The organism is Cognatishimia sp. MH4019 (assembly GCF_020177595.1).
Classification (GTDB): domain Bacteria; phylum Pseudomonadota; class Alphaproteobacteria; order Rhodobacterales; family Rhodobacteraceae; genus JAHTBL01.
In genome coordinates this window covers 17,944-32,400 of record NZ_JAHTBL010000003.1, presented here as the reverse complement: position 1 = coordinate 32,400, position 14,457 = coordinate 17,944, and the positions used below count along the sequence as shown (strand labels likewise).

15 protein-coding genes are annotated in these 14,457 nt (G+C 61.5%); 7 read left to right on the top strand and 8 right to left on the bottom strand.

Annotated elements, in window-relative coordinates; translation table 11 throughout:
* Positions 1-60: 60 nt before the first annotated feature.
* A complete protein-coding gene (locus KUW67_RS06190; RefSeq protein ID WP_224824429.1) occupies positions 61-2,118 on the top strand; it encodes a hypothetical protein in 2,058 nt (685 codons plus the stop codon).
* Positions 2,119-2,184: 66 nt separating this feature from the next.
* Positions 2,185-4,059, top strand: coding sequence for a cation:proton antiporter (locus tag KUW67_RS06185; RefSeq protein ID WP_224824428.1), 1,875 nt, complete (start codon positions 2,185-2,187; stop codon positions 4,057-4,059).
* A gap of 58 nt (positions 4,060-4,117) precedes the next feature.
* Here the strand turns inward: KUW67_RS06185 and cobT are convergent, their stop codons facing one another.
* Positions 4,118-5,125, bottom strand: coding sequence for a nicotinate-nucleotide--dimethylbenzimidazole phosphoribosyltransferase (cobT, locus tag KUW67_RS06180; protein ID WP_224824427.1), 1,008 nt, complete (start codon positions 5,123-5,125; stop codon positions 4,118-4,120).
* Between the two features lie 79 nt (positions 5,126-5,204).
* Here cobT and cobS point away from each other — a divergent pair, with 79 nt between their 5' ends.
* A complete protein-coding gene (cobS, locus tag KUW67_RS06175) occupies positions 5,205-5,978 on the top strand; it encodes an adenosylcobinamide-GDP ribazoletransferase (protein ID WP_224824426.1) in 774 nt (257 codons plus the stop codon).
* Here the strand turns inward: cobS and KUW67_RS06170 are convergent.
* Positions 5,975-6,667 carry a hypothetical protein gene (locus tag KUW67_RS06170; RefSeq protein WP_224824425.1) on the bottom strand — a complete coding sequence of 231 codons (693 nt, stop codon included), beginning with the start codon at positions 6,665-6,667 and terminating at the stop codon, positions 5,975-5,977. The two genes, cobS and KUW67_RS06170, sit on opposite strands and share 4 nt — an antisense overlap.
* 572 nt (positions 6,668-7,239) lie before the next feature.
* Here KUW67_RS06170 and KUW67_RS06165 point away from each other — a divergent pair.
* Complete coding sequence (locus KUW67_RS06165; protein WP_224824424.1) at positions 7,240-7,404, top strand: hypothetical protein; 165 nt, start codon at positions 7,240-7,242, stop codon at positions 7,402-7,404.
* A complete protein-coding gene (locus KUW67_RS06160) occupies positions 7,397-7,729 on the top strand; it encodes a hypothetical protein (protein ID WP_224824423.1) in 333 nt (110 codons plus the stop codon). The genes KUW67_RS06165 and KUW67_RS06160 overlap by 8 nt, the downstream gene beginning before the upstream one ends.
* Before the next feature lie 72 nt (positions 7,730-7,801).
* Here the strand turns inward: KUW67_RS06160 and KUW67_RS06155 are convergent, their stop codons facing one another.
* The 5 genes from KUW67_RS06155 to KUW67_RS06135 form a co-directional block, all read right to left on the bottom strand.
* On the bottom strand, positions 7,802-8,314 hold the full coding sequence (locus KUW67_RS06155) for a CarD family transcriptional regulator (RefSeq protein WP_224824422.1): 513 nt from the start codon (positions 8,312-8,314) through the stop codon (positions 7,802-7,804).
* Positions 8,315-8,616: 302 nt separating this feature from the next.
* Positions 8,617-8,955: a ferredoxin FdxA gene (gene fdxA / locus KUW67_RS06150; RefSeq protein WP_224824421.1), complete on the bottom strand. Its 339-nt coding sequence runs from the start codon at positions 8,953-8,955 to the stop codon at positions 8,617-8,619.
* A 54-nt stretch (positions 8,956-9,009) separates the two neighbouring features.
* A complete protein-coding gene (locus KUW67_RS06145; protein ID WP_224824420.1) occupies positions 9,010-9,387 on the bottom strand; it encodes an RNA-binding S4 domain-containing protein in 378 nt (125 codons plus the stop codon).
* Complete coding sequence (locus KUW67_RS06140) at positions 9,388-12,213, bottom strand: helicase-related protein (RefSeq protein ID WP_224824419.1); 2,826 nt, start codon at positions 12,211-12,213, stop codon at positions 9,388-9,390. It abuts the gene before it with no gap.
* 20 nt (positions 12,214-12,233) lie between these two features.
* A complete protein-coding gene (locus tag KUW67_RS06135) occupies positions 12,234-12,797 on the bottom strand; it encodes a tetratricopeptide repeat protein (RefSeq protein ID WP_224824418.1) in 564 nt (187 codons plus the stop codon).
* A gap of 74 nt (positions 12,798-12,871) precedes the next feature.
* Between KUW67_RS06135 and KUW67_RS06130 the strand changes: the two genes are divergently transcribed.
* Positions 12,872-13,159 (top strand): SCP2 sterol-binding domain-containing protein, encoded by a 288-nt coding sequence (locus tag KUW67_RS06130; RefSeq protein WP_224824417.1) that lies wholly within the window; start codon positions 12,872-12,874, stop codon positions 13,157-13,159.
* On the top strand, positions 13,159-14,091 hold the full coding sequence (locus KUW67_RS06125) for an alpha/beta hydrolase (RefSeq protein ID WP_224824416.1): 933 nt from the start codon (positions 13,159-13,161) through the stop codon (positions 14,089-14,091). Before KUW67_RS06130 ends, KUW67_RS06125 begins: the two co-directional genes overlap by 1 nt.
* Before the next feature lie 3 nt (positions 14,092-14,094).
* Here the strand turns inward: KUW67_RS06125 and KUW67_RS06120 are convergent, their stop codons facing one another.
* On the bottom strand, positions 14,095-14,415 hold the full coding sequence (locus tag KUW67_RS06120) for a hypothetical protein (protein WP_224824415.1): 321 nt from the start codon (positions 14,413-14,415) through the stop codon (positions 14,095-14,097).
* Positions 14,416-14,457 lie beyond the last annotated feature (42 nt).

Sequence of the window (14,457 nt, the reverse complement as noted above, 5' to 3'; positions counted from 1 at the left end):
TTCCGCGCCAGACCGGGTAGTCTGGCGAAAAGGTGCCAGCAACGAGTGCTCCACGAGGCCATGTCAGCAGATTTCGCGCTACTTCTGAGAATGCCGACCACCCAGCTTTTGGTGGCCGATGAGGATGCATGGAAGGTCGTGGGCGAGGCCGCGCTTGACAGCGACGACATGGCAGCCGCGCTTGCCGGATTGCGCGCGAAAGGCGAGGCGGTCGCGGGGGGTGCGTTCTCCTGCCTGCTGATCTTGCCGGACGATCAGATCAAATACATCGCGGTGCCCGCCAACGGCGATGATGCGGCAACCGCCATTGCGGCGCTGGATGGCGCGACGCCCTACGCGGTCAGCGATCTGGCTTATGATTGGGCGCGCGTGGGAGACACGCTTTACGTGGCCGCCGTTGCACGGGAAACGCTGGCCGAGGCGCGAGGCTTTGTGCAAGAGCATGGCTTCACTGCCTCGGGTTTCATCGCAGCGCCCAAGACGTCAGATTTCCCGGTGCGCCCGGTCTTTGACAGCCCGACACTCGCGCGTGGCGCGGCCCTTCTGCCTATCGACGGGGCCTATACGCCCAAACCGCCCCCCGCATTTGCGTCCCGCCGGGAGGCCCCGCCGTTGGCCGTTCCAAAACCCGAAGTACCTGCCAGCACAACCGTCGCCCCGCGCATCAGCCTGTCGGCGACACCGGTGAAGGCCGCAGCTGCTCCTCTTGGCGGTGCAGAGCCGCCCGCTCCAAAGCCAAGCCCACCAGTCACGGGCAAAAGTGCCGTGGCGCTGCCCTCCAAGGCCGCGCCCGCCCCGCCGGAACCTGACCTCGACGCGGCCCCCACCCCGGCGCAAGCGCAGATTGGCGGGAAACCCCGCTATCTCGGCCTTGTTTTGACGCTGGTGCTTTTGGCGGTGCTGGCGGTCGTGGCCTTGTGGTCGATGACGCTTGGCGAAAGTGACGCGGTGCTTGAAACTGAAAGTAGCGTTGATCTGGCCGACGTCGCCACGGAGCCGGCGCCTGAAGAGCCTGCGCAAACCGTCATCGCGGACGCATTGCCCGATATCGACGCACCCACCGAAGAGCTGCTTCCGGCATTGCCCGCGCCTGTCGTGCCACCTCAACCGATGAGCGACACCGAACTGGCCGCGCGCTATGCCGCGACCGGCATCTGGCAACGCGCGCCACGTGCGACGCCCGCGCCGAATGTTGAAAATCTCGATCAGCTCTACGTGGCCTCCATCGACCCGCAAGTGCAGCCCTCCGACGCAATTGCCCTGCCCGAGCTGCAAACCCTGCGCGGCGACGCTTTGCCTGCCACGCCGTTGCCGCCTGCCGCCCCTGACCAGACCTACGCGCTGGATGACCAGGGCCGCGTGATTGCAACACCCGAAGGCGCGCTGTCCCCCGATGGCGTGCTGGTCTATGCGGGCCGCCCGCCCCTGACCGTGCCGCTACGCCCCGAACGCGCGGCGGAAGTCGAAGCCACGCCCGAACCCGATGCGCGCCTCGCAGCCCTTCGCCCCGAGGCCCGTCCGACGGATCTGCAAGACGCCAATGAGCGCGCCCAGCTTGGCGGACGCACCCGCGAAGAATTTGCCAGCATCCGTCCGCAATTGCGCCCCAAAGCGCCGCAGGAACTGGCCGCCGAGATTGCAGCCGCGGCCGCAGCCGCTGCAGCCGCAGTTGGAAACCCGCCCGAACAACCGACCGCCGGGCCCGATCCCTTTGCCACCGGCACACGACTGGCCGCCACCGTGTCGCGTAAACCGCAGACACGCCCGCGCAATTTCGACCGTGTCGTCGCGCGCGCGCGGGCGCAGCAACCCGCAGCCACCGGCCGCGTCGTGGCCTCTGTCGCGCCGCGCAGTGTGCGCCCCTCAGGCCCGGTCCCAACCACCGTGTCGCGCGCCGCCACCATGGAAAACGCGATCAACCTGCGCCGCATCAACCTGATCGGCGTCTTCGGAAAACCCACCTCGCGCAGCGCTTTGGTGCGAATGCGAAATGGTCGGTTCAAGAAAGTGAAAGTCGGTGACCGCATTGATGGTGGGCGCGTTGCCGCGATTGGCGAAAGCGAGTTGCGCTACGTCAAATCCGGCCGCAATCTAACCTTGAAGATTCCCAGCAGCTAATCGCGCCGCGTTAGCCACGCGAACCGTGCCACAGCTGACCATTCGAACCCGACGGGACCCCCGCCGATGGAAAGTTTCCTATTTCAAGCAACCATTTACCTGCTGGCCGCCGTGATTGCTGTACCTATCGCTGCCCGTTTGGGCCTTGGTTCGGTTCTGGGCTATTTCCTCGCCGGGATCGTGATTGGCCCACTTTTGGGACTTGTTGGCTCAGAGACAGAGGATCTTCAGCATTTCGCCGAATTTGGCGTCGTGATGATGCTTTTTCTCATCGGGCTTGAGCTGGAGCCGCGCGTGCTGTGGAACATGCGAGACCGGCTCATCGGGTTGGGCGGCATGCAGGTCGCCCTGACCACAGGCTGTATCATGGCCGCGGCCATGGCGCTGGGGCAGCCTTGGCAATTGTCACTGGCCATCGGTCTGATCTTCGCGCTGTCCTCGACCGCGATTGTCCTTCAAACGCTGACTGAAAAAGGGCTGATGCAGACCGGCGGCGGGCGCGCGACCTTTTCGGTGCTGCTGACACAGGATATCGCGGTAATCCCGATGCTGGCGCTCATGCCGCTTCTTGCGATTGGCGAGCTTGTCCAGTTGAACCCCGACGGCTCCATGGCGCTGGCGGCGGATGAGGATGGCCACGGCCATTCCCTGTCACTGGTCGAAGGGCTCCCCGGCTGGGGCGTCACGCTGGTGACGCTATCGATGATCGCCGCCGTGATCCTGGCCGGTGTCTTCCTGACCCGCCCGCTGTTTCGCTTCATCCACCATGCGCGCCTGCGCGAGATGTATACGGCCACCGCCTTGCTGATCGTGGTGGGCATCGCCGTGCTGATGACACTTGTGGGCCTCTCGCCCGCCCTTGGCACTTTCATGGCCGGCGTGGTGCTGGCCAACACGGAATTCCGTCACGAGCTTGAGGCCGATATCGAGCCGTTCAAGGGCCTGCTTTTGGGGCTTTTCTTCATCACTGTCGGCGCAGGCATCAACTTTTCAGTGCTCTTTGGGGCGTTCTTCACCATCGTCGGGCTGACGCTGGGCATGATGCTGGTGAAGGGCCTGATCCTTTACGGGCTGTCGCTGATCTTCAAGCTGAAGGGCCGGGATCAATGGCTGTTCACACTGGGCCTGGCCCAAGCGGGTGAGTTCGGCTTTGTTCTGATCTCTTTCTCTCTGCAGCAAAACGTGCTGAGCCCCGGGATGGGCGAGATGCTTCTGCTGATTGTGGCGTTGTCGATGCTGATCACACCGCTTCTGTTTATCGCCTATGACCAGCTCTCCAAACGCATGACTGAAGAAGTCGACACGACGCCTGATGCGATTGATACACAAGGCGAGATCATCATCGCGGGCATTGGCCGCTTTGGCCAAGTGGTCAACCGCATGGTGCAGATGTCAGGGCTGAACACCATCGTTCTGGACAGCGATCTGGCCACGGTCGAGCTGATGCGCAAATTCGGCTTCCGTGGCTTCTTTGGCGACCCAACCCGCCCCGAGCTGCTACATGCCGCAGGCCTGAAAACCGCCAAGGTGCTGGTCGTTGCCATGGATGACCGCGATGCGTGCACGCGCATTGTCACGATTGCGCGCCGTGAGCGCCCCGATCTACACATCGTCGCCCGCGCCCGTGACCGGGTTCATGTCTACGAGCTTTACCGTGCAGGGGCCGATGATATTGTGCGCGAGATGTTTGACAGCTCCCTGCGCGCGGGCCGCTATGTGCTGGAGAATATGGGCCTGACCGAGTTTGAGGCCTCAGAGAACGAGAAGGCCTTTTACAAACTTGACCGCGCCGCGATGCTGGAGCTGGCAAGCCTTTGGAAGCCCGGTGTCGATGTCACGGATAACCCTGAATACGTGGCCCGCGCGCAAGAGCTGAACAAGGATTTGGAGACCGCGCTGGTGCATCAGCTCAATGAGAAGAAGGGCGACAATGCCGCTTGAGAGATTGCGCAGCGGCTTCGCCAAGTCGCGACGCTGGAGGCTTTGAAAAAGCGAAAGGCTAGGCGTCGCTGACCCCGGCCTCTGCAAAAGTCGCCATGCCTGAATGGCACGCCACCGCCGCTTTCAGGATGTTGAGCGCCAGCGCCCCGCCAGAGCCTTCCCCAAGACGCAATCCCAGCGACAGAAGTGGCGCTTTGTCCAGGGCGTCGAGCAGCGCGGCGTGGCCGCCTTCGATGCTCAGATGGCCAGCCACAGTATGATCCAGCGCGCCGGGTTGCGCACGCTCAAGGCAGGCCGCTGCCGCACAGCAGATGAAGCCATCAAGGATCACGGGGATCCGCTCGGCCCGGGCGCGGGCAATCGCGCCTGCCATGGCGACAACTTCACGCCCGCCCAGACATTTGAGCGTATCAAGCCCGTCTTCGCATTGATGCCGTGCCACCCCTTCGGCCACCACGCGGGTTTTCAACGCGAGTCCCGCGTCATCGACCCCGGTGCCGCGCCCAGTCCAGTCAGCAGCCGTGCGACCGTAAAGTGCATGGCAGATCGCCGCCGCAGAGGTCGTGTTGCCGATGCCCATCTCGCCGACGACCAGCACCCCAGCCTCGGGGGTGACCGCATCCCATCCCGTTTGCAGCGCCGCACAAAGCTCTGCTTCGGTCATGGCAGGGCTTTGGGTGAAATCGGCCGTAGGCTTATCCAGATCCAACGCCTCGACGCTCATCATCGCGCCTGCGGTTTGGCTCAACTGGTTGATCGCGGCCCCGCCATGCTGGAAATTGAGCACCATCTGTTCGGTCACTTCCGCCGGAAAGGCAGACACACCTTGCGCCGTCACCCCGTGATTGCCTGCAAAGACAATGACCTGCGGTGCCGCCATCTGGGGTCGCCCGTCCCCGCGCCAGCCTGCATACCAGATCGCCAGATCCTCCAAACGGCCCAGCGCGCCTGGGGGCTTGGTCAGCTGGCCGTTACGTTCCCGCGCGGCTTCGATAGCCGCAGCGTCCGGGCCGGGTTGCGCAGCCAGCACCGCGCGGAATTCGTCAAGGGTCGTAAAGGTCGTCATAAGGGCCAGTCCAAAACTGTGGTTCTCGGGATCACTATGTCTTAGACCCTATGCAAAGCTGTTCAGAAAGGCCCTTTTGATGGCAAAATCCGACAGCGGCTTGATGTCGCTGACAGATATCCCCGCAGCGCTGGGATTGCTGACCCGTTTGCCGATCCCCGTGGACGCCGATAACGCGATCGCACGCGGGGCCAAAGCGGCGTGGGCCTACCCGTTGGTCGGGCTTGTGCTGGCGCTGCTGGTGGGCCTGCCCGCTTGGGCGTTAAGCGACGTCGTGACGCCTGCCGTCCTTGCCGCATTGGTACTGGTTGCGCTGATCGTGGTCACCGGGGCGCTCCATGAGGACGGGTTGGCCGACACGGCAGACGGGCTTTGGGGCGGCTGGGAACCGGCGCGCCGGCTGGAGATCATGAAAGACAGCCAGATCGGCAGCTACGGGGTGATCGCATTGATATTGTCGCTGCTGCTGCGCTGGCTGGGGCTGACGGCGGTGATAGAGGCAGGCTTGCTGTTGCCGGCCCTGATCGCAGTGGCCATGCTCAGCCGCGCGGCGATGGTTGGCGTGATGACCGCCCTGCCAAACGCCCGCGACGGGGGGCTGTCAAAGCGCGTCGGACGACCCGAGATGGGTGCGGCAGGTCTCGCAATACTTCTGGCTGTTGTGGCCGTGCTTTTGTCTATCGGGTTGAGCGGTGTGACGCTGATTCTCGTTGTGACAGGGGCTGCACTGGCCGTTGGCGCAGTCGCGAAGGTCAAGATCGGCGGACAGACCGGTGATATTCTGGGGGCCACACAACAAATCAGCGAGGTCGCAACACTCCTGACGCTTGCGACGATACTCGGCGCGGCCTAACCGCGACCCACGACAAAGAATGCCCAGACCACAACAAAGGCTGCGGCGAATTCCAACGCCTCCTCAAGCTTTGCGACCGTCCGGGACGGGTGCAAATCCAGCAAAACCGCGCTGGCCAGCAAAGCCAACAGAACTGCGAGCGCAAAGTGAAACGCATCCTGTAAAAAGCGCTGGAGCGGCGTGCGCAGCAGGTAGACAAGCGAAACTGTGCACAGCGCGCTGACCGCCAAAAAGCCTGCGATGACAGCAGAAATTGCGTCACCTTTCATCAGCATCCGAAAGACAATGATTACGATATCATGACCGCCGTCGAACTCGCCACCGCCCTCCATCTGCGGCATGTCCAAGTCAAAATAGCGCGCTCCAAAACTGATCTCGCTGAGGAAGAACAACAGAGACAGCAGTGTTGTCGCAAGGATCAAACGCCGGTCCAAAGCGTTGATATGATTGGGATTTAGAAGGTGCCATGCCCCCATCAGGCTCCCAAAGAGAAACAGGATAGCAGAGGCGTTTTCGAGCGGGCCATCTTCTGTGACAAGTCCGGGGCGCAACAACCCCGCGCAAAAAACGCATACGACCAGCCCAACCGTGCAAAACAGCAAACCTGGAAAGCGCAACCAGCCAGAAGCCGCCGCAGCCAACGCTTTTCGGAGACCTGTCACATAGCTGTTGCGTTGGTTTGCTTTCATTAAAGCATCCGAATTGACAATCACTCGCAACAATACCGGTTTGCGAGGTGAATGGAATTGTGACGCCAGTCCTGCCGGGCTTTCGGCGACCTCTTGCCATTTCCCAATCAGCCAACCGATCCTGACATGATCCGATGTGCCCTGCCTCGTGCGTGGCTCCGCGTTGTCTCCGTTCTCTTGCGACAGCGTCCCTTAGGTCAGGTGCCTGAAGGACTTAAGGCAGCCAAACCTGTCCACTGCCGTCCTCACGGCCCGACCCTCGGTGCATTCCATCCCTTCCGCTAAAGTCTGCAATCCCGCGCAAGCTGTTCAGGGTCACCACGGATGATGAAACTCCCCCCTGATCGGGGCAGCTCATCAAAGCCACCTGACAACCGGACATGGCGCAAAGACAACGGATGGTCTCTCGCGCCGCATTTCTAGGCACCACCACCACGTTGAGAGCAAAAAACCGCCAGACCGGTGCGCTGTCGGTCTGGTCGCCTTGAACGGCCCCGTTTCATACCCATTTCCTTCGCAGACCCCCCACGACTGACAGATTTGAACCGACAAACGTCAAGAAAGGGATTCCGATGACGCAAGACACCAAGACCCCAACATCACAGGCTCCGACACAGGCAGATACGAAAGATATCTCTGCATGGCTGGGCAAACCGCTGACGGTAACGGCCCCCACATGGGCATTTCTCGTGGCAGCGCTCGTCGCACTTGGCCTTCTGGGGATCGCTCTTGACTAGGGTTATGTTCTTTGCGGCTTTGGCCACCGGCCTCGCCGGAGCCGCCCTTGCCCGTGACAGCCTGTCGATCGCTGATGCGCCGACCTCCGGGCCGGTCACCTTGTCGGGCTCGGTGGACCGGATCGTGGATGAAGACACGTTCGTGCTGGCAGATGCATCTGGCACGATCCCCGTCTATATCGGACCGCACGCGATGCCCGTGACTGTGGATATGGCGGTGACCGTCACAGGCGCGATTGATGATGATCTTCCGCGTGAGCTTTACGCCAATCAGCTTGTCTTGCCCGGCGATCGCGTGATCGAGGTTGGCGGCGCATATGACTAAGTCACCGCATTAAAAAGAAAAAGGCCGCTGCCAAATCCGACAGCGGCCTTTTTTATTACGCAAAGGGCGTCGTTACGCGGCGATGCGGCTTTCCAGCACGTCGCCGATCTGCTTGGCGGCGGCGACTTCGTCACCATTGTCCACCGCAGCAATCTCTCGCGTCAGACGCTCCAGAGCGGCTTCATAGAGCTGACGCTCAGAATAGCTTTGCTCGCGCTGATCGTCGGTACGGTGCAAGTCGCGCACGACCTCTGCAATTGCGATCAGATCGCCCGAGTTGATCTTCTGCTCATATTCCTGAGCCCGGCGGGACCACATCGCCCGCTTGACCTTGGCCTTGCCCTTCAGCGTCGTCATCGCTTTGGACACCACATCGGGTGAGCTGAGTGAGCGCATGCCCACCTCGGTTGCCTTGTTCGTCGGAACCCGCAGCGTCATCTTGTCCTTCTCGAACGAGATCACGAACAGCTCCAGCGTCATGCCGGCCACTTCCTGCTCTTCGATCGAGACGATCTTGCCAACGCCATGCGCCGGATAGACGACAAAATCGTTGGGGCTGAATTCCGATTTCTTGGCTTTACTCATATATCAATCCTCATCTGTGAACCGAAGGGGGGGTGGAGCGTCAAAAAAGCCCGTGTGGCACGATCAGTGCCCCCGCGGGATCATGGTGTCGCTCTGATGATTTAAGGTCCGACCTGCTGGCGGCGCAGGGGGGACAACATCGTGGTCCGGTTACTTGTGTAACATCAATATAACACAAAAAACGCCCCTTCAAAAGCGCCGCCTGCATAGAAGCCGCCAAAAGCGTTCAAAATCAGTGTTTTAAGACGATATGTCAGGCTTCTTGCCCTAGCGTCACTTCTGCACGTGACAGCCGAATCGCTTTAGCCGCCCTCGCCCGGCGCTTCAGAGAAGTATTTCTCCAGTTTGCCGGTCTCGCCGTCTTTGTCATCGGCCTCAGGCAGCGGGTCTTTCTTGGTGATGATAACCGGCCACGCCTCCGAATACTTGCGGTTGAACTCGACCCATTTTTCCATGTCCGGCTCTGTGTCCGGACGGATCGCGTCCGCAGGGCATTCAGGCTCACACACACCGCAGTCGATGCATTCGTCGGGATGAATGACCAGCATATTCTCGCCCTCGTAGAAACAGTCGACGGGGCAAACTTCGACACAATCGGTGTACTTGCATGAGATGCAATTGTCGGTGACGATATAGGTCATCTTCGGAGGGCCATCCTTACGTGCGTTGCCGCTTAGCTAATCCAGCCGAATGGATCATTCAAGCGGGCTGCGGCGGTTAAGATCAAGACTGCGACGATCCTTCTTGGAAGGGCGTCCTTTTCCCTCATATCGCGGGGCAGCGGGGCCAGTGTCCCTGATCTCGGTCAAATCATGGTAAAGCTGTTGCGCCTCTGTGGCCGGGCCGCGCCGGTCGCCCAGCGCCGTGATCGTCACAACGCGAATTTGGCGCGCTTGCGGAAAGGTCAGCGTGTCGCCGACCCCCACCGCGCGCGAAGGTTTGGAAACGGGCGTGCCATCGACCCGCACCTTGCCCGCTTGCACCAGTTTCGTGGCCAGGCCGCGGGTCTTGAAGAACCGGGCCTGCCACAACCATTTGTCCAAGCGGATGGTCTCACGCGGGGCGTCAGACACTTACTTGCCGTCCTTGAGCCCCATCAGCGCGGCTGCAAACGGGTTGTCGGGATCAATCGCTTTTTCTTTCTTCGGAGGGCGCGCGTTGAAGGTCTTGGCCCCTTGCGGCTTGCCCTTCGGCCCACCACGCGGTTTGCCTTTACCCTTGCCACGCGGGGCTTTGTCGCCTTGCGGACGACGCTGCCCTTGTGGCTTGCGACCCCAGCGGAAGGTGTAGAACACCTCCATCTCAACCGGATCGGTCGCCGCTTCAGCCAGACCCATCTGTAGCTCAGGATCATCGGGCGAGATGATCGGCTCTTGCGGTGTCGTCTCTTCAGGCGTCTCCGTCGGGATTTCCTGCGGCGCGGGTGCGGGTGTTTCCTCAGCAGGCGGTACAGGTGCTTCGTCCGGCGTTTTCTCAGGATCCCCGCCGGTCATCGTCTCTGCGATGGCGTCGGTGACTGGCTTCACCTTCTCGCGCTCGCCCTTCTCGGCCGAATAGCCAAGGCCTTCCATCAGCCCGGCAAACTGCTCCAGCGTCGTGCCCGAGATCGACAGCATATCCGCCGTCGCCTCAAACCCGCCGCGGCTGTCGCAAGCGCGCAGCATATCGGCCAGACGTTCCAGCATGTCGATGCGGATCGCGCGCTCACCAGCAGCACGGTAGCCCGACATGGTAAAGGCACCGTCGGGCGCATCCTTCACCACGGGGATCGTGACCAGACCGGGGGGCGGGCTTTCGGGAAATTCTTGCAGACCCTTGGCCAGCGACCACAGAACCAAACGCAACCGCGTCGGCGCGGGCTTCAGCAGTAACGGCATGAAGATCGTGAACTGACCAAACCGAATCCCATGCTTGCGCAGCGCGCCGCGGGCGTCCTGATCCAGTGCTTTGACGTCATCTGCCACCTGATCGCGCGGGATCACACCCAGTGCTTCCACCATCTGGAACGCAAAGCCACGCGCCAGACCCGATAGCGCCTCGTCCCGGCTAAGGTTCAACAAAGGCTCAAAGAGGGTCGCGATCTTGCGGTCGATGAAATGCTGCAACCGGCGCTGCACTTTCTGCGCGACATCCGCGCCCGCCTCATCATCAACGAACGCCTGCACCGTCGGCTTCATCACGTCGGACCCTGCCACCAGCTTGCCCACCGCATGCTCGCCCCACATCAGGCCGCCCTGCTCGGTGTAATCAATCTCGGTATCGGGGGCATTGTAGAAGCGATCCGCGCGCAGATGGAACTCCGGCGCTAGCGCCTGAACGGACGCCGCGCGCAGGGTTTTCGCCTCATCCGGCGTCGCAGAGGCGTCCTGCTTAAAGCGGAAGCCCTCAAGCCGTCCTACGAATTGATCCTCGACGGTCACTTCGCCTTTGTCGTTAATGTTGGCCACAAGGCCCTCCTTCTGCTTCAACCGGCGCAACAGCACAGAGGTGCGCCGATCAACAAATCTTTGCGTCAGCGCGCCATGCAAGGCGTCTGACAGGCGGTCTTCTACAGCGCGGGTTGCCTCGCGCCAATGATTCACATCATCCAGCCAGTCTTTCCGCTGCGCGACATACGTCCATGTACGGATGTAAGCCAGACGTTTCGACAAGGTGTCAATGTCACCTTCCACCCTATCTATTCTCTTAACCTGCCGTGCGAACCAATCGGCAGAGACTTGCCCACGTTCGTGCAGATCATTGAAAAGCGTCGCCAGCAGGCTGGAATGTTCCGCATGGCTGATGCCGCGGAAGTCCGGAACACGGCACACATCCCATAATAACTTGACCGATTGCGGGTCCGTGGCACGCGCGGCCACCTCGACGTCTTCGGCCAGAGACTTCAGCGCGATCAGGTCATCGCTGTCGCGCACGCGGGTCAGCCAGTCATCCTGGGTTTGCAATTCTAAAGAAGAGATGAGCCGTGCGACCGATCCAAATTGCAACACCGCATTGCGCCATTGCAGCTTGCGGACGGGCAAAAAACGGTGCTCCGTAATGGCACCCACGACCTCATCAGGCAGCGGTCCGGCCTCGCCTGTCACGCCAAAGGTGCCGTCATTCATGTGCCGTCCGGCGCGGCCTGCGATCTGCGCCAGCTCATTGGGCTGCAAGGGGCGCATCCGGCGGCCATCAAACTTGGTGGTCGAGGAAAACGCCACATGGTTGATATCAAGGTTCAGCCCCATACCGATCGCATCGGTGGCCACCAGATAATCCACATCGCCATTTTGATACATCTCGACTTGAGCGTTGCGCGTGCGCGGGGACAACGCGCCCATGACCACCGCCGCACCGCCCTTCTGGCGGCGCAGCAACTCTGCAATCGCATACACATTCTCGACCGAAAACCCGACAATCGCCGACCGCCCCGCCATCCGGCTGATCTTTTTCGGCCCGGTATACATCAGCTGCGAGAACCGCTCGCGGCGCACAAATTGCGCTTTCGGCACCAGTTCGGCAATTGCGGGGCGCATCGTATCGCTGCCCAGAAACACCGTCTCGTGCAGGCCCCGCGCGCGCAGCAGCCGTTCGGTAAAGACATGACCCCGCTCTGGATCGGCACAAAGCTGCACTTCGTCAATTGCCAGAAAATCGCAGCCCATGCCCTCGGGCATTGCCTCAACCGTGCAGACCCAGTATTTCGCGCGCTCCGGCACGATCCGCTCTTCGCCTGTGACCAGGGCCACGACCGAAGGGCCGCGCAGCGCGACGATCTTGTCATAAACCTCGCGCGCCAGCAGGCGCAGCGGCAGGCCGATAATGCCCGTGCGATGGCCCAGCATCCGCTCAATCGCGTAATGCGTTTTGCCGGTGTTGGTGGGGCCCAAAACGGCCGTTATGCGGGACGGCTCGGCCATCAAACTTGCCTAAACAGGGGTCAGATATCCTGACCGCCCACCTCTTTTTCCAAACGCTCTATCGCGGTGGCTACTTGGTCTTGATGGGGATGTATAGACTGCACGGTCCGGTAGGCCTCCAACGCGTCCGCCGGATAGCCTGTCTGCTCCAGAATCACGGCCAATCCGATGATTGCCCCGAAATGATTGGGGTTCAGCGTCAGCGCTTTCGTCAAATCCTCCAACGCGAGACCGGGCTTATCCTGCTGAAAAAAGACCGTCGCGCGCATGTTCCACCCTTCGGCAAACTCCGGCGCGTGATCGGTCAGCGCTGTGAAATGCTCAATCGCGGCATCAAGATCGCCCGCTTCCAGCGCATCACGCCCGCGTTGTAACAGCAAATCCATCGCAGCAGAGCCCGATTTCGCCCACGCCCGCGCCAACTGATCCTCAATCTGAGCGGCTTCTTCGGGCGAGGCCGTGGCCAAATCGTCCAGCAACGCCTGTTCATCAGCGGCGAAAGCGCCCGAGAAAGGCAAGCAAAACGAAACTGTTACGAAAAATGCCGTAACGATACGGTGGCGGTTGCGGGGGCATATCATCATAGTAAGCTCAACTTTAGCGCAAGCTGCGGGAAATACGACCCCGCGGCGATCACAAAACCAAAAGGACTTGGATTATGAGCGATGTGGTAAATCAGGCGGTCGACGCCCTGAACGCGAAAATGGACGGTGGCTTTGACGGCACGGCAAAGTTTGTCATCGCCGACGAGGGCAGCATCATCATCGACGAAAACGGCGCACGCGCAGGCGATGACGACGCAGACGTCACCCTCACCGCCGATACTGAAACCTTCAAGGCGATCCTTGATGGCGAGCAAAACCCCACGGCCGCCTTCATGACCGGCAAGCTGTCCGTGGACGGCGATATGGGTGCTGCGATGAAGCTCGCCTCGGTGCTCGCCTGATGACACCAGCGCCGTTCTACGCCGAGGTGGCCGACGGCCCCGAGGGCGGCGCGGCGCATTGGCTCACAACCTCAGATGGCCTGCGCATCCGTGCGGGCCATTGGACCGGCGGCACCAAGGGCACCATCCTGCTGTTCCCCGGCCGCACCGAATATATCGAGAAATACGGGCGCGCCGCGACCGAATTTCTATCGCGCGGCTATAGCGTCCTCGCCGTTGACTGGCGCGGCCAAGGCATTGCCGACCGCATGCTCAATGACCGCGCGGCAGGTCATGTGCACCACTTCCCCGATTACCAAAACGACGTAGCCGCCGTGCTGGCCCATGCCCGCGCTCTTGGCCTGCCCGAACCGTATCACCTGATCGGCCACTCCATGGGCGGCTGCATCGGCCTGCGCGCGCTTTACGAAGGGCTGCCCGTGAAATCCGCGATGTTCAGTGCGCCCATGTGGGGCATCATCATCGCCCCCGCTTTGCGCCCTTTCGCGTGGATGTCCAGTTGGACCGCCCGCCGCGTCGGCCAAGGCCACCGCTTCGCACCGGGGACCGAGCCCGTGACCTATGTGATGAGCACACCGTTTGACGACAACACGCTCACCACCGACCGCGATATGTTCGACTATATGAAAGCGCAACTCACCGCCCACCCCGATCTGGCTTTGGGCGGCCCGTCGCTGCATTGGCTCAATGAGGCCTTGATGGAGATGCGCCGCCTCGCCGCGCGCCCTTCCCCGGCGACGCCCGCGATCACCTTCCTTGGCACCAACGAACGCATTGTGGAGCCGTCACGCGTTCACGACCGTATGGCCGTCTACCCGAACGGCAAGCTCGTCGTGCTGGACGGTGCCGAGCATGAGGTGATGATGGAGGCCCCCGCCCTGCGCACCCGCGTCTTCAACGAGACCGCCGCATGGTTTGACGCCCACAGCTAGGCGCTAGCCTGTCGTTGTAAGCCCGTCGATTCCCGTGCCGGTGACATCGAATGTCTTTTTGCAGCAGGTTTTCGCCCCTTCCGCCGTGCACGGGCTCCAGCCATCCGGACAAACAAAAACCAGATCCGACGTGCAGGTCATCGTGCGGCCCGGTGCCGTGCTGCCTGTGCAGGTCGGCCCGTCGTCATCGGCCACACCACTGGTCTGGGCGGTCGCGGCGATGATCTCTGGCGGGGGTGTCACGGCCTCTTGCACCGCAACCGTGGTGCAGGCAAAGGCGAAAGGAAGGACGACGGTGATCTTTAATGCCTTGATATCAAACATGATTTCTCTCCAACTCTGAGGTCATGAGAGCGTCATTCTATC